Below are 20,402 nucleotides of genomic sequence, written 5' to 3'. Positions count from 1 at the left end.
GCCCGCGACGCCTCAAGCCTCGCGCCGGATCTGCGGCGCGGGCAATCCCTCGATCATCACGTTGAGGCAGGCGGGCTTGCCGCTCGCGAGCGCGCGCCGTGCCGCGTCGGGCAGCACGTGCGCTTCGGTGACGAGTTCGCCGTACGCACCGAAGGCCTGCGCCACCGCGTCGTAGCGCGTGGGCTGCAGCTCGCAACCGATCAGCCGCTCGGGCCCGTAGTCGCGCAACTGGATCTGGTATTCGGCGTTCCAGCGCGCATCGTTGCCCACCACGGCCACGAAGGGCAGGCGGTGCCGAATGGCGGTGTCGAACTCGGCGATGTGGAAGCCCACGGTGCCGTCGCCCATGACGGCGATCACCGGCGCCTCGGGCTGCGCGCAGCGCGCGCCGAGCGCATAGGCGAGTCCGGCGCCGATCGCGCCCGCCACGCCGTTGTTGACGCGATGCGGCGCGCTCAGGCAGGCCATGGCCCACTGGCCGATCTCGCCGCCATCGCAGACCAGCACCGACTCGGGATGGCTGTCGAGCAGGGCCTGCAGCGGCCGCAGCATCTGCACCGGGTGCAGGCGCTGCGGCAGCGGGGCGCGCGCGTCGTTCCATGCGGCGGGGCGGTAGGCCAGCCACGCTCGCGCCTCCTGCAGCCACGACGGATCCCGGGCGCCAGCCGCGGCCGCTGTCAGCGCCCGCATTGCCGGCCAGGCATCGGCCTGCGCTTCGGTGCGCAGGCGCTCGCCGAGGGCACGGCGGCTGCGCGCGAGTTCATCCGCATCGGAATCAATCTGGTGGACTTGCGCATCGACGGCCAACGCAGTGCCGAACTTCAGCGTGAAGTCCAGGCGCTTGCCCAGCAGCAGCACGCAGTCCGCGCGCGCCAGCAGCTGCGCGAAGGCGCCGAGGCTCGCATCGCCGATGCCGCGCGGGCTCTCCATGCCGGCGACCGGCACGCCCGTGGCCTGCTCCAGCGCGGCGATCAGCGCGCGCCCATCGCGCGTGAGGCAGGACGGGCCCGCGAGGATCAACGGCCGCTCGGCCTCGGCGAGCTGCCGGGCCAGCGCGGTCGCGAGCGCCGGGTCCAGCAACCGCGGCTCGGGCGCGAAGGCCTCCGGGTCGAAAGCGGGCACGGTGGTCGCGCCCTCGAGCACATCGCTAGGCAGGCTCAGGTGCACCGGGCCGGGCCGCCCCGACTTCGCGATACGGATGGCCTTGGCGACATCGCCCGCCACCGCGTCGGCACTGGCGCAGCGCCACGACGCCTTGCAGACCGGCTCGGCCATGTCGGCCTGACGCATCTCCTGGAACGCACCCTGGCCCAGCTGGTCGTTCGGCGCATGGCCCGACAGCAGCACCACCGGTGCCTCGGCCATCTGCGCGGTGTACAGCGCGGCCACGGCATTCGCATGGCCGGGACCGCCGGTGACAAGCGCGATGCCGACTTCGCCCGACACCCGCGACCAGGCATCGGCCATGTGTACGGTGCTGGCCTCGTGGCGCACGTGCACGAGTTCGATGCCCGAGCCGAAGGCCGCGTCGAACACCGGCATGACATGGTTGCCCGAGAGGGTGAAGATGCGCGCGACGCGGGCCGCGCGCAGGCATTCGATCAGCGCATCGGCGCCGCGAAAGGTTCGGGTGGAGGGCATGCAGCGGACAAGGGGGAGCTATGACTTGCGCGATTTTCCGGGCAACAGCGCCGCGACCACGCCGAGCAGCGGCAGATAGGCGATCGCCTGGTAGACGAAGGCGATGCTGGTGTGGTCGGCCAGCAGGCCCAGCACCGCGGCACCCAGGCCGCCCATGCCGAAGGCGAAGCCGAAGAACAGCCCCGAGACCATGCCGACCTTGCCCGGCATCAGCTCCTGCGCGTAGACGAGGATGGCCGAGAAAGCCGAGGACAGCACCAGCCCGATCACGATGGTCAGCGTGGTGGTCCAGAACAGGTCCGCGTGCGGCAGCAGCAGCGCGAACGGCGCCACGCCCAGGATCGACACCCAGATCACCGGCTTGCGGCCGATGCGGTCGCCGACCGGCCCGCCGAGCACCGTGCCCACGGCCGAGGCGAACAGGAAGAAGAACAGGTGCAGCTGCGCGCTCTGCACCGTGAGGCCGAAGCGGTCCATCAGGTAGAAGGTGTAGAAGCTGCTGATGCCCGCGACGTAGAAGTACTTCGAGAAGATCAGCACCAGCAGCACCGTGATGGCGCCCAGCACCACGCGGCGCGGATAGGGCGACTCGACCGCGCCCTTCTTGCGCACGCCGGCCGTGACGTGATGGAAGGCATACCAGCGGCTCACCTGCAGCAGCAGGCCGATGCCCAGCAGCGCGGCCAGGCCGAACCAGGCCACGCTGTGCTGGCCGAAGGGCACGATGACCGCGGCCGCGAGCAGCGGCCCGATGGCCGTGCCGAGGTTGCCGCCGACCTGGAACACCGACTGCGCGAGCCCGTGCTGGCCGCCCGAGGCGAGCCGCGCGATGCGCGAGGACTCCGGATGGAAGATCGACGAGCCGAGCCCCACGAAGGCCGCGGCCAGCAGCACGATGCCGAAACTGGGCGCGAAGGCCAGCAGCAGCAGGCCGATCAGGGTGGCCGTCATGCCGATGGGCAGCGAGTAGGGCTGCGGGCGCCGGTCGGTGAACAGGCCGATCAGCGGCTGCAGCAGCGAGGCCGTCAGCTGGTAGGTCAGCGTGATCAGGCCGATCTGCGCGAAGCTCAGCGAGAACGCGCCCTTGAGGATCGGGTACATCGCGAGGATCAGCGACTGCATCATGTCGTTGACCATGTGCGCGCTGCTGATGGCGCCCAGGATGCCGAAGGCGGGCTTGGCCTTCGCGGTGCTGGCGGCGGCGACGCTCGCTGGCGTGGCCTGGGATTCGAGGGGGGCGGTCGCGGAAGGCGGCATGGGGACTTTCACACTGGGGAGACGGGACCGGCCGGCACGAGGGGCGCGAGTTCGGGAGGAACGGGCCGCCGGCGCCCCGGAATTATGGGAGGATGCGCCTCGCCTGTCTTGCGCCAACCGACCAACACCTTTCGCAAAAAGGACATGAACCTCCCGCGCCGTCCCAAGTCATTGCCCGAGGTGCTGCGCGAGATCGAGGGCGAGTCCTCGCCGATCGCGGGCCGCGCCACCGACTACCCCGCCGGCTGGCACATCCGGTCGCACCAGCACACCAAGCACCAGCTGATCTATGCCTTGCGCGGCGTGATGGTGGTGCAGGCCGAGGCCGGCCGCTGGGTGGTGCCGCCCACGCGCGCCATCTGGATGGCCGCGGGCATGGCGCACGAGATCCGCTGCGTCGGCGAGGTCCACATGCGCAGCCTGCTGGTGAAGCCCGAGGTGGCGCCCCGGACCCTGACGACGACGCAGGCCGTGGGCATTCCGCCGCTGCTGCGCGAGCTGATCCGCGCGGCGATGGAGGTGAAGCAACCCTATGCGCCCGGCACCCGTGACGGCCGCCTGATGCGCTTCATCCTCGACGAGCTGCGCAGCCTGCCCGTGTTGCCGCTGCACCTGCAGATGCCCGCCGACCCGCGGCTGCTGCGCATCTGCGAACGGCTGCAGCAGCGCCTGGACGATGCCTCCACCCTGGCCGACTGGGCCGGGCGGCTGTCGCTCGACGTGAAGACCATCCAGCGCCTGTTCATGAAGGAGACCGGCATGACCTTCGGCCAGTGGCGCCAGCAGGCCCGGCTGCTGCGCGCGCTGGAGCTGCTGGCCGACGGCGAGAAGATCATCGACATCGCGCTGCGCCTGGGCTACGACAGCCCCGGCGCCTTCGCGACCATGTTCCGCAAGCACTTCGGGCAGACGCCGAGCCAGTTCTTCGCCGAGCCCTGAGCCGGCGCGCTACGGCTCAGGCGTCGGCGCACTCCAGCGCGAAGGTCGGCACCTCCGCCTGCCGGCTCAGCCACACGCCGCCACCCATTTCCTTGAAGCTGCGCGTCAGTCCGCGCCTATAGACCTGCGCGCGATGGCGGAAGAGCCGCGGGTCGCTGAGGTCCTCGTCGACCACGTCCTGCTCGAAGTCCTCCTGCGTGACGGCCTCGAGGTAGAGCGCGCCCGCGCTGAGCGACCCCAGGTTGCGCAGCGCGGTCTTGAGGTCGGAGGGTTCGAGGTAGGCCAGCACGCCCTGGCAGATCACGAGGTCGAAGCGCTCCCTGGCGCGGTAGTCGACCACCGAGCCCCGCTCCCAGCCGTAGCGCTCGCACAGGTACTCGCTGAACTCCACGCCGTGGTAGCTGGCCTTCGGAAAGTGCAACGCGATGGCATCGCGCCAGTGGCCGATGCCGCAGCCCATGTCGAGCACGCGCCGCACGGGCACGCGCAGGTACTTGAGGTACGAACAGACGAAGGCCGCGAGGCGCTCGGCGTGCTGCGGGTCGACCACCTTCGTTTTCTTGTCGAAGTAGTAGCGCCGGTAGTAGGCCTCGTCGAAGGTCGCCGCGTCGGCAGATTGCATGCAGGTTGTCTTTCAGGGAGTGCGGGCATCGGGGGAGGCCCGGAGCCATTTTCGCCCGGGAAGGCCCGGTGGCGCCGCCGCGCCGTCAGGCAAAATGCCATGTCGGCCCTCCATCCGCCCACGCACCGAGCGTGGCCCTCGTCTCCCTCAACGCGCAAAGCGCCTCCCGCCACTTGGAACGGCCGCCCCAACCCACGACCACGCAGCCCGTCACGCTGGCCAACTGCGACAGCGAGCCCATCCACATCCCGGGCCTGGTGCAGCACCATGGCGCGCTGTTCGCATTCGACGCCTCGACCCTCACGCTGACGCGCGTCAGCGCCAATGCCCGCGCGCTGCTCGGCGACACGGCGCCCGCGCTGGGCGAGCGCCTGTCGGCCGGCCACTTCATGGGCGACGCGCTGGTGCACGAGGCGCTGCACGAGGCCAACGGCGTGGCGGTCGATACCGGCGAGGGCTCGCCGATCAACCTCGAGGTGACGCTCGGCGAGCGTCGCTTCGACCTGATCCTGCACCGCGTCGGCTACGAGCTGGTGGCCGAGTTCGAGGCCCGCGACGCCACGGCGGACGCGGTGTCGGACTTCGCGCTCAAGGCGCACCGCGCGATGGACCGGCTCAAGCGCCAGGGCTCGATCGACGGACTGCTCAATCTCTCGGTGGAGGCGGTGCGGCAACTCACGGGCTTCGACCGCGTGATGGCCTACCGCTTCCGCCACGACGACAGCGGCGAGGTGGTGGCCGAGCGCCGCCACGAGGCGCTCGAGCCCTTCGTGGGCCGGCGCTATCCGGCCAGCGACATCCCGGCGCAGGCGCGCCGGCTCTACGTGATCAACACCCTGCGCCTGATCGCGGACGTGCAGTCGACGCCGGTCGGGCTCGACGTGGCCGACCCGCAGCTGCCGCCGCTGGACATGAGCCACTGCACGCTGCGCAGCGTGTCGCCGATCCACATCGAGTACCTGCGCAACATGGGCGTGGGCGCGTCGATGAGCATCTCGATCGTCATCAACGGCCAGCTCTGGGGCATGCTGGCCTGCCACCACCGCAGCGCCCACCAGGTGCCCTACGCGATCCGCATGGCCTGCGACGTGCTCGCGCAGGTGCTGGCCTCGAACGTGCAGAGCCTGCTGGCGCGCGAGCAGGCGGGCCGGGCCTCGAGCGCGGCGCAGCTGCGCGGCTCGCTGATCGAGGCGGTGCTGCATGCCGAGGACACCTTCAGCGCGCTGATCGGCCTGGCGCGCCCGCTGGCCGACGCCTTCGACGCGCAGGCGGCGGTCATCGCCGAGCAGTCGCGGCTGCACGTGGACGGCGACATGCCCCGCGAGGCCGCGGCGGCGCTGATGCAGTGGCTCACCGCCTCGACGAACGGCGACCAGATCGTGGCGCTGCACACGCGCGAGCAACTGCCCGAGAACCTGCGTTCGCTGAGCGGCGTGTGGTGCGGCTTTCTCGCGCTGCGCTTCGACGCGATCGACAACGGCTGGCTGGTGCTCGCGCGCAAGGAACAGATCGAGACCATCAACTGGGGCGGCAAGCCCGAGAAGCACTACGTGAGCGGCCCGCTCGGCCCCCGGCTCACGCCGCGCGGCTCCTTCGACGTCTGGAAGCAGACGGTGCGCGACACCAGCGTGCCCTGGGGCGCCAACGATCTCGACTTCGCGCGCCAGCTGCGCGACGAGCTGATCCGCGCCAGCGCGGCGCGGCTGGCCGACACCTACAAGGCCCGCACCGAGCTGCTGGCCGTGCTGGGCCACGACCTGCGCGACCCGCTGCAGTCGATCACGATGGCCGCCAAGCTGCTCGAACGCAGCCTGCCCGACGGCAGCAACGCCGGCGCGCGGCTGGGCCAGCGCATCCAGACCTCGAGCAGCCGCATGGCGCGGCTGATCGGCCAGGTGCTCGATGCCTCGCGCCTGCAAAGCGGCATGGGCCTGCAGGTGGTGCCGGCGCAGATCGACCTGGCACGGCTGCTGGAAGACGCGGTCGACGAGTCGCGCACCGCCTATCCCGGCTCGCAACTCGAGCTGGAGGCGCCCAGGAATCTGCCCGTGCTGGCCGATCCCGACCGCATGGCGCAGCTGGTCGGCAACCTGGTGAGCAACGCGCGCCACCACGGCCTGCCCGGCGAGGCGGTGCGCATCCGGCTCGAGCAGGTCGACGCGCACGTGGTGTTCAGCGTGGCCAACCGCGCGCCGCCGATCGACGCCGCGCTGGTGCCCGACCTGTTCAGCGCCTTCAAGCAGCGCAGCGTGCCCAACGAGCGCAACAAGGGCGGACTGGGCCTGGGGCTGCACATCGCGCAGGCCATCGTGCGCTCGCACCGCGGCAGCATCGGCTATGCGCACGACGACGGCTACGTGGTGTTCACCGTGCGGCTGCCACACACGTCCACGCCCGCGCCCTGAGTTTTTCGCGCCGGGCGGCGCAAGACCCGCTCCTATAATCCGCCCCGCCGGCCGATGCAAACGAAAGCATCACCCAAGCCGGCGTGCGCGAAGGTGCGCCGGTCCCGTGACCGGCGTTAAACGGGAAGCAGGTGACGAGCCCCACGGGGCCCCATTCCTGCGCTGCCCCCGCAACGGTCGGCGGATTCGCGGTCCTCACAGTCGATGCCTTCGCGGGCACCGGCGGCCACTGTGCCTCGGCATGGGAAGGCGAGGATCGCGGCAGCGAAGCATCGCTCGATGCCTCGCTGCGCTCCGCAAGCCCGGATACCGGCCTTCGCCTCGTTCGGTCGCTGCGGGAGTGCAGGCAAGCCGGGCCGGTCACGCGTGGGCGCGGACCCGGTCGCTTGCAGCATCCATCGGCGCCCGGTTTGTTCTCATGGCCCGCGGGAGCGCGGGCCCGAAGGAAGCCCACGTGCGCAACATCTACAGGCGCGGTCGCGTCAGACCCCACCAAGCCCTCATCGGATCCGGCGTCATGCTGCTCGCCTCGGTCGCTTCGGCGCAGGACGCCGAGGGCGCCGGCTCGCTGCCGCCCACCACCGTCAGCGACCGCAAGACCATCTCCACCGCCACGCGCCAGGAAGCCGACACGCTGCGGCTGCCCTTCGCCACCTATTCGGTCGAACGCGCGCAGCTCGACGCGGTGGGCGCCGTCACGCTCGAGGACACGCTGCGCAGCGTGCCGGGCCTGCAGTACGGCACGCAGGGCAACTACTACTCGCGCTTCGAGACCCGCGGCCTGCGCGACACGCAGGACGTGCTGGTGCTGATGGACGGCGTGCCGCTGCGCCTGCTGCAGGGCAATGCCGACATCACGCTGATCGCGCCCGACCTGGTGGACCGGCTCGAGTTCATCAAGGGCCCGGCCTCGGCGCTCTACGGCAAGAACGCGATCGGCGGCGTGGCGCAGTTCTTCATGAAGCCCGAGCGCGCGGGCGGCAGCCTCACGGCCACCATCGGCAGCCACGGCCGCCTCGACGGCAGCCTGCGCTACCGCTGGGACTTCGAGCGCGGCAACCTCTACATCGGCGTGGCCAACAGCGACTACAACGGCTTCCAGCGCGATGCCGGCCGCGCGCAGTCGGCCCTGCTGGTCGGCGGCGACTTCGCCGTCACGCGCAACTGGACCACCGGCTTCCAGCTCTACGACACGCGCGTGCGCGGCGACCGCGGCTCGATCGTGCCGCTGGTCAACGGCAAGCCGATCTTCGGCATCACGTCGCGCGACAACTACGGCATTCCCGACTCCTACGTCACGGGCGACTACCAGTCGTTCTCGTGGAAGAACCGCTTCGAGCTCGGCGCCGGCTGGTCGATCAACCACCTGAGCAGCTTCGCGCGCTACAACCGCTTCTTCGCGGGCGGCATCACCATCGTTCCGCCGCCCGCGGCCGTGAGCAAGGGCTATTCCGAGAGCTACACCGCCGACCGCGGCGTCTACCACGAGCTCGCGGCCACGCACCTGATGGCGGGCAAGGGCTGGAGCAACGAGTTCCAGGCCGGCTTGAACCTCGAGCGCGGCTGGCAGGGACTCGACTCGCCGAGCTTCAGCAACGCGCCCACCTACCGCGGACCGTTCTACGACATCCCCGTGAGCAACGTGCGCAACGATCCGCGCGGCGTGCGCGGCAGCATCACCTCCTCGCGCTTCGACCAGGAGGTGCGCAGCGTCTACCTGCAGGACCGCTTCGAGTACGGCCCGGTCGGCTTCACGCTGGGCGTGCGCCACGACCGCTTCGAGCAGACGCTCGGCCGCACGGGCACGCAGGTGATCTCGGCGCAGGAAGGCAGCCACACCAGCCCGCGCGCCGGCGTGGACTGGCTGTTCCTGCAGGGCGATGCCTCCTCGCACGCCGTGTTCGCGAACTGGAGCGAAGGCTTCCGGCCGCAGGCCGTGGCGCTCAACACGCGCGGCGGCGTGATCGTGCCCGACATCCTGCGGCCCGAGATCACGCGCAGCAAGGAAGTGGGCCTGAAGGGCCGCGCGGCGGACGACCGCTGGAGCTACCAGCTCAGCCTGTTCGAGGCCGAGAAGATCGACGGCCAGCGCTCCTACCGCAACGGCCCCGACTCCTTCGTCTTCAGCAACGCGACCTCGCGCACCAAGGGCATCGAAACCCAGTTGCAGTTCCAGCTCTCGCCGCGCTGGAACGGCTACCTGCACTACACCTGGCAGGACGCGCGGCTCAAGGACTTCCAGACCTACACCGACAGCGGCGCGCGCAGCACCAACTTCGGCGGCTACCGCGTGCGCATGTCGGCCCACAACATCGCGGGCGCGGGCCTGACCTATGCGCACGGCGCCTGGGCCGTGACCGGCACCGCCAGCTACGTGGGCAGCCGCTACCTCCGCGACAATGCGGTCAATCCGCAGAAGCTGCCCGGCTACCTGCTGCTCAACGTCGCCGTGGCCTATCGCGTCAATCCTTCGCTCACACTGCAGGCCGGGGTGAACAACCTAACGAACAAGTACTACATCGCCGACGACCTGTCGGCGCAGGAAGCCGGCAACGCCGGTGCGCCGAGGACGGTGTTCGCCCGCGCGCGCTACACCTTCTGAGCGTGAACCGGCGCGACGCGATCCTCGGCATGGTGTGCATGACGGCCGTTCTGCCCGCGGGCGCCGAGGAGGCGCCGTCGGGCGGCTTCCCGCGCGAACTCGTCGATGCGCTGGGCCGGCGCGTCGTCGTGCCGCGCGCGCCGCAACGCATCGTGGTGGTGTTCCCGAGCAACGTCGAGCTGGCCTGGGCCCTGGGCCTGGCCGACCGCGTGGTGGCCATCGGCGGGCGCGTGCGCTGGCCCGAGGACGCGCGCGCCAAGCCCAGCATCGGCGGCGCGCTCGGCTACTCGGCCGAGGCGGTCGCCGCCTTCCAGCCCGACCTGCTCGTGGTCACGCCCTCGCATCACTCGGCGCTGTCGCTGGTCGATGCCTTCGACCGCGCGAAGCTGCCCTGCGTGGTGCTCGCGCATCCCGACCTGCCCTCGGTGTTCCGCAACATCGACCTGCTCGGGCGCGCGACGGGTGCCGACGAACAGGCCCGCCGGGTGCGGGAGGACATGCAGGCGCGGCTGGCCGCGATCGAACGCCGGCTCGAGGGCGCGCCGCGCCGCAGCGTCTATTTCGAGACGGCGGCCGCCGCGCGCGGTGCCTTCCAGACCGTGGGCACGGGCCACTATGCCAACGACGCGCTCGGCTGGGCCGGCGGGCGCAACGTGTTCGCCGACCTCCAGGGCGCGGCCCAGGTCAGCGCCGAGGCGATCTTCGCGCGCGACCCCGACGTGATCATTTCATTGCAGCAGGTGCCGCGCGATCCGGCGCTGATCGGCCAGCGCCCCGGCTGGCACACGCTGCGCGCCGTGCGCACGAAGCGCGTGGTCGTGCTCGAGCGCGGCCACAAGCTGATTCCGGGCCCGCGCCAGATCGAGGCGGTCGAGCAGTACGCGCGCGCGCTGCATCCGGAGCGCTTCGCATGAGGCACGCAAGCGACGGCCGACGTGCATCGATGGCCACGGTGTGGCTCGTGCTGCTCCTGCTGCTGGCCGCGGCCGTGGTGCTCGCGCTGAGCGTGGGCGCTGCCACGGTCTGGCCCACGCAATGGTGGGGCACCGACACCTTGCAGGCCGAACTCGTGCGCGTGTGGCGCGCGCCGCGCGTGGCCGGGGCCTTCTTCGTCGGCGCCTGCCTGTCGTTGGCGGGCCTGGTGTTCCAGGGCGTGTTCCGCAACCCGCTGGCCGAACCCTATCTGCTCGGCAGCGCCAGCGGCGCGGCCGTGGGCGCCGCGGTCTCGCTGCTGCTGCCGGCGCTGGTGCCCACCGCGCTGAGCCTGCCGGTGCTGGCCTTCGCGGGCGCCTGGGGCGCGAGCTGGCTGGTGCTGCTGGCCGGCAGGCTCGGCGGTGGCTGGCAGAGCAACCGCCTGCTGCTCGCGGGCGTCGGCCTGGCCGCGATCCTGGCCGCCCTGCGCAGCCTCATCGTGATCGTGTTCGGCGACGAGTCGACCAACCTGCGCGCCATCATCTCGTGGCAGCTCGGCGGCGTGCAGACGCCCACGAGCGCCGAGATCGCCGTGCTCGCGCCCGTGCTGCTGGTGCTGGTGCTGCTGGTGCGCGCGCTGGGCCGCGGCCTCGACGCGCTCGGGCTGGGCGAGGACACGGCCCATGCGATGGGCGTGCGCGCCGCCTCGTTCTCGGCCCGTGCCGTGCTCGTGGCCTCGCTCGCGACCGCGCTGGCCGTGAGCTGGGGCGGCCTGATCGGCTTCGTGGGCCTGATCGTGCCGCACGTGATGCGCTGGTGGATCGGCCCGCTGCATGCGCGGCTCACCGTTCCCTGCGCCATCGCGGGCGGCGGCCTCATGGTGCTGGTGGATGCGCTGGCGCGCTCGGCCATGGCCCCGAGCGAGATCCCCGCGGGCCTGCTGACGGCGCTGATCGGCGGCCCCTTCTTCCTCGCGCTGCTGCTGTGGAGGCGCGGATGACGGCCGATGCCCTGCGCCTCGAAGGCCTGCGGGTGCAGGCCTCGGGCCGCACCCTGCTCGACGGCATCGACCTCGCGATCCCCGAGCGCGGCCTGTTCGGCATCGTCGGCCCCAACGGCTCGGGCAAGACCACGCTGCTGCGTGCCGCGCTCGGGCTGGTGCGACCCCGCGAGGGCCGCATCGCGCTGCTTGGGCGCGCACTCGATCAATGGAAGCCGGCCGAGCTCGCGCGCCACCTCGGCTATGTCGCACAGCACGGCGAGAGCCATTGGGACCTGACGGTGCGCGAGATGCTGCAGCTGCAGCGCCCGGGCCGCGCGCCAGATCCCGCGCTGGTCGCGCGCTTCGAGCTCGACACGCTGATCGACCGCCGCCATGCCTCGCTGTCGGGTGGCGAACGCGCCCGCGTCGGCGTGGCGCGCGCGCTCGCGCACGACCCGCGCCTGCTGGTGGCCGACGAGCCCGCGGCCCACCTCGACATTCCGCATCACCACCGCCTGATGGCCCTGCTGCGCGACAGCGCCCGCACGCGCGCCGTGCTCGTGGTGCTGCACGACCTGCATGTCGCCAGCACCTGGTGCGACCGGCTCGCGCTGCTCGGCCAGGGCCGGCTGGTGGCGACCGGAACGCCCGCCGAGGTGCTGAGCGACGAACGCCTGGCGCAGGCCTATGGCCCGGGCATCGCCGCCTTCTCGAGCGGTGGCCTGCGCTTCTTCACGGCCGCCCCCGCGCCATGACCGCATCTGCATTGCGCATCGACCTGGCCGGCTGGTCGCGCGAGGCCACGCTCGGCCCGTCGCGCGAGTTCTTCGCGTTCTTCGAGGAGGCCGAGCGGCTGGGCTTCGACGGCGCGTGGTTCCACGAATTCCGCCTGCTGGCCGAAGGCGGCCCCTATCCCTCCCCGCTGCTGCTGGCCGCCGCGCTGCTCGCGCGCACCGAACGGCTGCGCATCGGCATCTCCGCGCTGGTGGTGCCGCTGCACCATCCGCTGCTGCTGGCCGAGGAGATCGCGCAGCTGGCGTTGCAGAGCGATGGCCGCTTCGACGCGGGCCTGGGGCGCGGCACCGATGCATCGACCCTGCGCGCGCTCGAGATCGATCCGCAGCAGACGCGCGAGCGCTTCGCGCACGGCTGCCGCCTGGTGATCGCGGCCTTGCGCGGCGAGAGCGTGTCGTCGAGCGACGGCCCCTGGCGCTTCGATGCGCAGCAGATCCGCCATCTCACGACCTCGGCACCGCCGCTGTACATCGCGGGCTCGACCGAGGAGACGATGCGCTTCGCCGTCACGGAGGACCTGCCGCTGCTGTTGAGCCTGGAGCCGCCCGAGCAGGCGCAGCTCGCACATGTGGAGGCAGCCTTCGCTTCGCTCGACGGTGAAGCGGTGGCGCAGCGACGTGCCGCCTTCCTCGCGCGTTCCTCGCTCTCGCGCTACGTCTGCATCGGCGCGACGCCAGCCGAGGCTCGGCAGCAGTTTGATGAGTTGCTGCCCCTGCTCCACCGCCGGCGCGAGCATTTCGCGATCCTGCGCGGGCAGGCCCCTGGCACCTTGCCGATGCGCGATCCTGCCGAGGTGCTGCGCACGCAGGCGATCGTCGGCGATCCGGTTTCGTGCCTGGAACAGATACAGGCCCTCACCGCACGCACCGGCATTCGGCAACTGCGCTGCGTCTTCAATGGCAACGGTGTGCTCGACCGCACGGTGGCGCTGCGCGGGATGCGGCTGTTCGCGCAAGAGGTGTTGCCGGTGCTCAAGCGGGGCTGAAGAAACCGCCTTATCCTCCTGCGGGCCCACTCCCCTGGTACCTCGCATGCCCGCCTCGCCTTTCACTTCCGACGACCTCGCGTTCCTGGGATCGCTTCTCGCGACCACCGCGCGCGAGGAAATCATGCCGCGCTTCCAGACGCTCCACAGCGTCGACCGCCGGCGCAAGACCTCGTCCTTCGACATCGTGACCGATGCCGACGAGGCCTGCGAGGCCGCGGTGCTCACTGCCTTGCGCGCGCGCCATCCCGAGGCCGTGCTGATCGGCGAAGAGGCCTGTACGCGCGACCCCGCGCTGCTCGATGCCATCGACGACGCGGAGCTGGCCTTCATCGTCGACCCGCTCGACGGCACCAAGAACTTCGCGAGCGGCCTGCCGTTGTTCGGCACGATGGCGTCCGTGACCGCGCGGGGCGAGGTGATCGCGGCCGCGATCCATGACCCGGTGCGCGCCGACACGGCCTTCGCGATCCGTGGCGAGGGCGCGTGGATCGAATCGGCCTCGGGCGCAAAGCAGCAACTGCAGGTGGCGCCGGCCGTGCCCATCGAGAAGATGGAAGCCATCGTCGGGACGAACTTCCTGCCCGAGCCGCTTCGCAGCGAAGTCAACGCGCGGTTGTCGCGCCTGGGCATGACCAACTGGTTCCGCTGCGCCGCGCACGAGTACCGGCTCGCGGCCGCGGGCGACATCGACGCCCTGTTCTACAACAAGCTCATGCCCTGGGACCATGCGGCGGGCTGGCTGCTGCATCGCGAAGCGGGCGGCTACGCGGCGCATCACGACGGCTCGGCGTACCGGCCCGCGCACCGGACCGGCGGGCTGATCTGCACCGCCGACCGCGCGAGCTTCGACGCGGTGCGCGCGGCCTTGCTGGGCTGATTCGCGCTTCTGCGGCACCGCCCTCGAAGTGCCACCGCCCCTTCGGCTCTAGAACCGCCCCTGCCCGTCCCCTGTGCGGTCATGGACCCACCGCATGGCTTGCTGCTGGCCATGCCGCAAGGCCTCTTCGGCGGTCGCATAGGGATCGGCGTCCTGCGGCAACCGCATGGGATGGTCCGGCTGCGCCATCCAATCCACCGCGACCTTGCAGGACCCGCGCGGGTCCGGCTCGAGCACCAGCCGAAAGGCATGGCCGCCGTAGACAAAAGCATGTTCGTTGGTCATTCGAAAATCTCCAGGGACTGTCGCCCGCGGGCGAGCTACCGCGGCAACGCCACGGTCACTACGTCGAAGGGAAGCACGGCCGGCGGGCTCTTCTGGCGATCGAGCTGCCCGTTGACCACCATCAGGCCGGACGGGACCACGGCCGCCGTGGTCGGATAGCGCAGGCGCGTGTCGGTGATGCGTTGCGTGACGCGACCCGCGCTCCAGTCGGGCGCAAGTTCCACGCGCACGAGCTCATGGTGCGCATTGCGGACCACGTAGAGATCGTTGCCACCGGCCAGCACGAGGCCATCGCCGTCCGTAAGTTCGCCGCCGTCCACGCGCAACTGCGAGACCGCGCGCGAGCGGGTATCGATGCGCCAGAGTTGGCCGGTCGCGAGCTGGATCGACAGCAGGTAGCGAGCATCGGGCGACGCGACGATGCCGTTGAGGTTGATCTTGTTCGGCAGGTAGCGCAGCGGCGTGGACGACAGATCGAGCCACGGCTCCAGCGTCGCGGGCGCACCGACGCCGGTGCGCACCCGGTAGATCACCGGGCGGAACGAGTCGGTGATGTAGGCCGAGCCATCGCGTGCGATGACGAGGTCGTTGAGGAAGCTCGGCATGTCCTGCGGTGCCTTGGCCACGGCCAGCGTGCTCCCGTCGGTCACGTCGACCGCGGCCAGCGTGCCGCCGGGCCCGCCCGCGATCCACAGGCGTCCGCTGCTATCGAACTTCATGCCGAACGCGCCTTGCCGTCCCACCGCGCCGCCGGCCTGCACCAGCTCGGCCTTCGTGCCGCCTTGCCTGATGCGAAACAGGTCGCCATTGGTGCTCGATCCGACGAAGGCGTCACCAGTGCGCGGATCGATCGCGATGCCCTCCGGGAACACCTGCGCGCCTTCGAGGGTGGCACGCGCGCGAACGACGGTGGGCGCGGTGGCCTCGATCACGCCGCACAGGACCCGCGCACCGGAGTTGCCCGCGGGGTCACTGCTGTAGTCGTCGGAATCCGCATGGATGACGACACTGCGGCCGATCACCGACGTGGGCGCGCGGTCCAGCGAGAGATTCGTGTTGAGGTAGCGCAGCACCGCGCGACCGCCGGCGTCCGCCTGCAGGGCTGGCAGCTCGCCGGCATGCGCATGGGCCTTGTCGTCGCCCGGCCGCCCATGGTTGCGCGAGTTACCGGGATCGAAGTGGCCGCCGGCAGCGCCGAAGTCGACGACCCGGCCGGTCGCTGCGTCGGGCCCGGGTGCGCATTCGCCATGCGCGTGCACATGAAAGCCGTGCACGCCCGGCGCAAGTCCTTCGACGTCCGCGTTGAGGACCACCGCGGTGCCGCCACCGGCCGGCGCGAAGCGCACGTTGCCAGCCTGTTTGCCGGACGGTGTGAGAAGACGCGCCGACGCCACCGGCGCGGCTTCCGGCTGCGCGGATGCGCCGGCGCTTGCCTGCGACGTGCCCGCGGCACTGGTGGAAGGCATTGCGGCGTGGTCGCGCGCAGGAGTGCCGCACGCGCCCAGCAAGGCGGCGGCGCATATGGCGATCGGGCACAGGAGGTGTCGGGAATTCATGTCGGTCCTTCAGCGGGCATGGCTCACGCGATAGATCACGCCGTTCTGGTCCTCGGCGATCAGCAGGGAACCGTCGGCGGCCACGGCCAGGCCGGCGAGCCGTCCGAATTGGGCCGGCCGAGCCGCCTTCGCCTGTTCGGCGGCGGGTCCCGCACCTGGTTGCATCAGAGGGGCCGGCGGCGTCGGCATCAGCCATCCGGTGACGAAGTCCTCGATCGACTGCGGCTTGCCCGCCGCGTCGAAGCTCACCCGCACCACCTTGTAGCCGCTGGGCTGTCCGCGGTTCCAGGAGCCGCGCATCGCCACGAAGGCACTGTTCCGATACTCGGCGGGAAACTGGCTGCCGCCATAGAAGACCAGCCCGATAGGCGCGGAGTGCGCCGTAGTCATGAGCGCCGGCGCCTCCGTGGTCGGGCAGAAGTCGGCACGGGTCGATCCTTCGGGATCGTTCTGCTGCTTCATGTCGACCTGCTTGTCGCCCCAGCAGAAGGGCCACCCGTAGTGACGGTTCGGCCGGATCGCGTTGAGTTCCTCGGGCGGCACATCGTCGCCACGGTCGTCCGAGCCGTGGTCGAAGCCGTAGAGCGTGCCATCGACCGGACTGAAGGCAAAGCCCAGCGTGTTGCGAAGCCCACGCGCGTACACACTGCGCGCGCTGCCGTCGGGGCGCATGCGCAGGACCGTCGCGGCCTCGGGATTGGTCTCCACGCAGTTGTTGCACTGCGAGCCCACAGTCACGTACAGGAAACCGTCGGGACCGGATGCCAGCGTGCGATAGGGATGCTGCGATCCGTCGGGCAGGTCATCGAGGAGAACCCGCGGCAGGGCCAGCGAGCCGTCAGGCTGCACATCGGCGACCAGCACCTTCTTGTCGCTGGCCATGAAGAGCTTGCCATCCTTGAGCAGCAGCCCATGCACATTCTTGATGTTCTGCGCCACGATCTGTTGCGAGTCCATCTTTCCGTCGCGATCGGTGTCGCGCAGCAGCAGCACGTCGGCCTGCTTGGGACGGCTTGCATAGACGTCGCCGTTGGGTGCCACCTGCAGCCAGCGCACATGCTGCATGTCCTTGGCGTACACGCCGACCTTGAAGCCGGGAGGCAGCTTCAGCTGCGAGAGCAGCGATTCGTCGAACTTCACCGGTGAGGGTTCAAGCATCACGGTGGACACCGTGTTCGGACCGTCACCCGGCGGCAACTGTGCCCACGCGCCCGCGACATGAAGAGTGCCCAGTGCGAGCACCGTGCGGAAGAATGAAGCTGCGTGCATGAGTAGGTCCCCGAAATGATCGCCTCGGCAAACTAGAAGGCGAGCAGGGTCCGAGGCGCCCGAGCTTCACCCGAGCAGGCGTAGGACGTTCAGCCAGCGAAAGGGCGCCTGAGGCGCGCCGGCAGAACTTTCGTTCAATCAGGCAGCGGGTTCGAGGGCCACCCGGTGATGGCGCGCCTCGTCATTGCCGTGACGGCAGTCGCACGGTGAACTTCGTCCCCTCCGCAGCGCTCGACGTGGCGCTGACTTCGCCGCCATGCGCCTCCGCGATCTTGCTGACGATGTAGAGCCCCAGGCCGACACTGCGCGCCGCGCCGCCCGGGTTGCCACGGACCATGGGCTGAAAGAGCAGCGGCAGCGAATCGGCCGGGATCGGAGGCCCGAAGTTGTGAACCTCGATGGCTGCGCGACCGTCGTCCTCCCTGCGCGATGTCACGACGATTTCGCGGCCGGGGTCGCCGTAGGCCATCGCGTTCGACACGAGATTTCCCAGCAGTTGCGAAAGCCGATCCGGATCGGCATGGCAACTGCCCTCGCCTTTCTGGACGTGCGTGATCCGACGGTCCGTATAGGCGGTGGCGAGTTCCTCCAGGGCCTCCGCCACGACACCATGGAGATCGATGGACTTGAATGAAACCGACAGGCCGCGACCGATGCGGGCGGCGGTGAAGTCCAGGAGATCGGCGATGAGCCGATGCGCGCGCTCGGTCGAACGCGAGACGCGACCAAGCACCCGAATCTGGTTCGAGGTGAGTTCACTGCGCGACAGGGCGATGAGCCCCAGATGGATGGCCGACAGCGGATTGCGCAGATCGTGGCTCACGATACCTACCATCTGCTCGGCGAACAGCGCCCGGTCCTTGGCTTCCTCCTGCATCCGCGTGGCCTCGTGCACCAGGATCCTGAGTTCTTCGCGCGAAGCCACCAGCTCGCGCTCGTACACGTCTCGGTCGCGGGCGACGAACAGCGCCAGATCGTGCACGACGGCGCCGCCGCGCTCGCGGCGCACGGCGTTGAAGATCATGGGAAGCAATGCGCCGTCGCGATGGCTGACTTCGAGCTTGACCTCGGAAACGGAGCCCTGCATCTGCAGCAAGGGCAGCCAGTGCGTCTGGTGGAAGATTCGCCCGCCCATGGTGAGCAGGTCCTGTATCCGCCTGCGGCGCACCAGGTCGCTCTTGTCCATCCCGACCCAATCGCAGAACGTCCTGTTGGCCGCGAGGATCAGCCCCTTGGCATCGGTGGTCAGCAGCCCGCAGGCCGCGTCGTCGGGCGACGCCGGTTCCTCGCGGGGAAGCTCGTCGCCTCGGGAAGTCAAAGACCTCGCCTCGCCAGAAAGGCGTCGATCGCTTCGGCGCTCGCGCCGGGGGCGCTCAGGTGCGGACAGTGGCCGACGTTGTCGATGACCACCATCTCGGCGTCCGGCAGGGTGCGCGCCATGTATTCACCCACGGCGACCGGCGCAATGATGTCGTCGTCGCACTGGAGGATGAGCGTGGGAGTCGTGAGCCGCGAAAGGTCGGCGCGGTGGTCGGAGAGAAAGGTCGCACGAGCGAAGCGCGCCGCGATGTCCGGGTCGGTGCGACAGAAGCTGTTGGACAACTCTGCCCCGAGCTCGGGCTGTCCGGGGGCACCCATGATGACGGGCGCCATGTTGCTCGACCACCCGAGGTAGTTGCCCTCGAGCGTTCGGAGCAACGAGTCGACATCCTCGCGCGAGAACCCACCCACATAGTGCCCGTCGTTCACATAGCACGGGGACGGCCCGATCATTGCATGGCCGGCGAACAGACTTGGCGATGCCAGGTCGGCAAGCATGCCGATCATCGCGCTGACCGAGTGGCCCACGAAGATCGATCGACCTTGACCGAACTCGCGGGCAATCTCGACCACGTCTTGCGCATAGCCTTCGAGCGTCGAGTACTTCTCCACCTCGTAGGCCCTCAGGTCCGACTCCCCGGCGCCCACATGGTCGAACATGACTGTCCTGTACCGGGTGGCATAGATCGGCTCGAGCAATCGCCACATGTTCAGATCACAGCCGAAGCCGTGGGCAAAGATGATCGTATCGACGCCGGCTCCACCGACGCGCACGTTGTTGCGCTCTCGCACGCTCATGGACGCTCCATTGATGCGCCGCGACGCAACGCTCGATGATTCTGGCACAGGGCCAGGCGGGCATTGACCGCCCTGTACGCCACGCCCTGCCGCGCGAAGCGCGGAGCGCCTACGTGACGAAGCCCTGCGAGGTCCGAGTGTCCAGGCTCCATTCATTCATCCCAACGACGCGAGAGACACGCATGGCCGATGCTGCCCACGGCACAGAACAAGACAATCCACCGACATCCGACGACGCGCCCGCGAGCCAGCTGCGGCGCATTTCCGTCCACGTGATCGAACCCCGCCCAGGCCGCTACCACTGGGTGCTCCTGGAGCAAGGCGCCGACCCCTCCACCTGGCGCGAATTGCTGGCGAGCCAGCGGCCTTGCAGGCATTGGAACCATGCATTGACCGACGGCATGGCTGCGCTGATGGAACTGGCGAGCGATGTGCGCGAAGGGCCGCGACAGATCGGCTCGGCCAGGCACTGGTCCGCGAGCGAGCCGGAAGCTTCGCTGCGCAACTGGTAGCCTGGCGCGACATCGGACTCAGCCTCGTCGTCTTCGTCGTCACTGCGATCGCTCGGCCTTCGAAATCGCGGCCCGGCCTTCGGGCGTGATGCGGAAGATGACCGAGGCGCCCTGCGTCAGCGGCAAGTCGGGCGAAGGAAGCTGCGCCTCGATCAGGCCCGCAGCCTCAAGCACGATCGCATTGCGGATGTCGGCCTCGTCGTGCAGCGCAAGTGGAAACTGGAAATCCTTGATACGGCGAAGAAAGTCCATGGGCATGTTGCTGTCCCTCCGGCGATCGCGGAGGATAGATCAGGAATCGGGCACCTCTGGGAAAAGCACTTCCGCTACTTTGGAAGCGCGCCTCACACGCGGCCGCCGTGCCGGCATGTCGTCGAAATGCTCGGGCTGCTGCCGCCGAGCGCGCGCCAATGCCGAATGCCCTTCCGCCGTCACTTCCATCACGACCGCGCGCGGGATGTAGACATCGCCCGAGCGTTCCCGCACCGGCGCCTCGAAGCTCGCCTTGATGAGGTTCGCTGCGTTCAAGCCGAGCAGCCGCTCGATGTCATCCCTTGACGTGCATTCGGCGGGGAGTTGCTGCTGCCCGAAATATGAAAGCAGCTTCATGCTGGCCAGCACGCGCAGCTCGCGCTCGTTCAA

Annotated in this window: 19 protein-coding genes and 1 riboswitch; of the genes, 9 read left to right on the top strand and 10 right to left on the bottom strand. The window is 69.9% G+C overall.

The window, feature by feature from the left end:
* Positions 1-12 precede the first annotated feature (12 nt).
* Both AC07PU_RS21595 and AC07PU_RS21590 read right to left on the bottom strand, forming a co-directional pair.
* Complete coding sequence (locus tag AC07PU_RS21595) at positions 13-1,641, bottom strand: thiamine pyrophosphate-binding protein (protein WP_495320360.1); 1,629 nt, start codon at positions 1,639-1,641, stop codon at positions 13-15.
* A gap of 18 nt (positions 1,642-1,659) precedes the next feature.
* Positions 1,660-2,898: an MFS transporter gene (locus tag AC07PU_RS21590; protein WP_495320359.1), complete on the bottom strand. Its 1,239-nt coding sequence runs from the start codon at positions 2,896-2,898 to the stop codon at positions 1,660-1,662.
* A gap of 144 nt (positions 2,899-3,042) precedes the next feature.
* Between AC07PU_RS21590 and AC07PU_RS21585 the strand changes: the two genes are divergently transcribed.
* Positions 3,043-3,837, top strand: a complete 795-nt coding sequence (locus tag AC07PU_RS21585; protein WP_495320357.1) for an AraC family transcriptional regulator — start codon at positions 3,043-3,045, stop codon at positions 3,835-3,837.
* A 16-nt stretch (positions 3,838-3,853) separates the two neighbouring features.
* On the opposite strand, the gene AC07PU_RS21580 is transcribed toward AC07PU_RS21585, so the two are convergent.
* On the bottom strand, positions 3,854-4,459 hold the full coding sequence (locus tag AC07PU_RS21580; protein WP_495320355.1) for a class I SAM-dependent methyltransferase: 606 nt from the start codon (positions 4,457-4,459) through the stop codon (positions 3,854-3,856).
* 173 nt (positions 4,460-4,632) lie between these two features.
* Here AC07PU_RS21580 and AC07PU_RS21575 point away from each other — a divergent pair, with 173 nt between their 5' ends.
* From AC07PU_RS21575 to AC07PU_RS21545, 7 genes are all read left to right on the top strand, one after another.
* Positions 4,633-6,864 (top strand): ATP-binding protein, encoded by a 2,232-nt coding sequence (locus AC07PU_RS21575; RefSeq protein ID WP_495320352.1) that lies wholly within the window; start codon positions 4,633-4,635, stop codon positions 6,862-6,864.
* Positions 6,865-6,938: 74 nt separating this feature from the next.
* Positions 6,939-7,195: riboswitch (cobalamin riboswitch) on the top strand.
* A gap of 186 nt (positions 7,196-7,381) precedes the next feature.
* Positions 7,382-9,466 (top strand): TonB-dependent receptor, encoded by a 2,085-nt coding sequence (locus AC07PU_RS21570; RefSeq protein WP_495320350.1) that lies wholly within the window; start codon positions 7,382-7,384, stop codon positions 9,464-9,466.
* Between the two features lie 2 nt (positions 9,467-9,468).
* On the top strand, positions 9,469-10,380 hold the full coding sequence (locus tag AC07PU_RS21565; protein WP_495320348.1) for an ABC transporter substrate-binding protein: 912 nt from the start codon (positions 9,469-9,471) through the stop codon (positions 10,378-10,380).
* Positions 10,377-11,378: a FecCD family ABC transporter permease gene (locus tag AC07PU_RS21560; RefSeq protein WP_495320346.1), complete on the top strand. Its 1,002-nt coding sequence runs from the start codon at positions 10,377-10,379 to the stop codon at positions 11,376-11,378. Before AC07PU_RS21565 ends, AC07PU_RS21560 begins: the two co-directional genes overlap by 4 nt.
* On the top strand, positions 11,375-12,115 hold the full coding sequence (locus AC07PU_RS21555; protein ID WP_495320344.1) for an ABC transporter ATP-binding protein: 741 nt from the start codon (positions 11,375-11,377) through the stop codon (positions 12,113-12,115). The genes AC07PU_RS21560 and AC07PU_RS21555 overlap by 4 nt, the downstream gene beginning before the upstream one ends.
* Positions 12,112-13,140, top strand: a complete 1,029-nt coding sequence (locus tag AC07PU_RS21550) for an LLM class flavin-dependent oxidoreductase (RefSeq protein WP_495320342.1) — start codon at positions 12,112-12,114, stop codon at positions 13,138-13,140. Before AC07PU_RS21555 ends, AC07PU_RS21550 begins: the two co-directional genes overlap by 4 nt.
* A gap of 46 nt (positions 13,141-13,186) precedes the next feature.
* A complete protein-coding gene (locus tag AC07PU_RS21545; RefSeq protein WP_495320340.1) occupies positions 13,187-14,020 on the top strand; it encodes an inositol monophosphatase family protein in 834 nt (277 codons plus the stop codon).
* 48 nt (positions 14,021-14,068) lie between these two features.
* Here AC07PU_RS21545 and AC07PU_RS21540 read toward each other — a convergent pair whose 3' ends face one another.
* The 5 genes from AC07PU_RS21540 to AC07PU_RS21520 all read right to left on the bottom strand — a co-directional run bounded on the left by AC07PU_RS21540 (position 14,069) and on the right by AC07PU_RS21520 (position 19,248).
* The gene (locus AC07PU_RS21540; protein WP_495320338.1) at positions 14,069-14,305 is read right to left on the bottom strand and encodes a hypothetical protein; all 237 of its coding nucleotides are present in this window, start codon (positions 14,303-14,305) and stop codon (positions 14,069-14,071) included.
* Positions 14,306-14,340: 35 nt separating this feature from the next.
* Positions 14,341-15,861, bottom strand: a complete 1,521-nt coding sequence (locus AC07PU_RS21535) for a superoxide dismutase family protein (RefSeq protein ID WP_495320336.1) — start codon at positions 15,859-15,861, stop codon at positions 14,341-14,343.
* A gap of 9 nt (positions 15,862-15,870) precedes the next feature.
* Positions 15,871-17,130: a PQQ-dependent sugar dehydrogenase gene (locus tag AC07PU_RS21530; protein ID WP_495320334.1), complete on the bottom strand. Its 1,260-nt coding sequence runs from the start codon at positions 17,128-17,130 to the stop codon at positions 15,871-15,873.
* 181 nt (positions 17,131-17,311) lie between these two features.
* A complete protein-coding gene (locus AC07PU_RS21525) occupies positions 17,312-18,448 on the bottom strand; it encodes a PAS domain-containing sensor histidine kinase (RefSeq protein WP_495320332.1) in 1,137 nt (378 codons plus the stop codon).
* Positions 18,445-19,248, bottom strand: a complete 804-nt coding sequence (locus AC07PU_RS21520; protein ID WP_495320330.1) for an alpha/beta fold hydrolase — start codon at positions 19,246-19,248, stop codon at positions 18,445-18,447. Before AC07PU_RS21520 ends, AC07PU_RS21525 begins: the two co-directional genes overlap by 4 nt.
* 182 nt (positions 19,249-19,430) lie before the next feature.
* On the opposite strand from AC07PU_RS21520, the gene AC07PU_RS21515 reads away from it, so the two are divergent.
* A complete protein-coding gene (locus AC07PU_RS21515) occupies positions 19,431-19,760 on the top strand; it encodes a hypothetical protein (protein WP_495320328.1) in 330 nt (109 codons plus the stop codon).
* 39 nt (positions 19,761-19,799) lie between these two features.
* Here the strand turns inward: AC07PU_RS21515 and AC07PU_RS21510 are convergent, their stop codons facing one another.
* Both AC07PU_RS21510 and AC07PU_RS21505 read right to left on the bottom strand, forming a co-directional pair.
* Positions 19,800-20,012, bottom strand: a complete 213-nt coding sequence (locus AC07PU_RS21510; RefSeq protein WP_495320326.1) for a hypothetical protein — start codon at positions 20,010-20,012, stop codon at positions 19,800-19,802.
* Positions 20,013-20,051: 39 nt separating this feature from the next.
* Positions 20,052-20,402, bottom strand: a complete 351-nt coding sequence (locus AC07PU_RS21505) for a hypothetical protein (protein WP_495320324.1) — start codon at positions 20,400-20,402, stop codon at positions 20,052-20,054.

It is taken from the genome of Variovorax sp. GW821-FHT10D07 (assembly GCF_059415325.1).
This window is presented reverse-complemented; position numbering and strand designations above follow the sequence as displayed.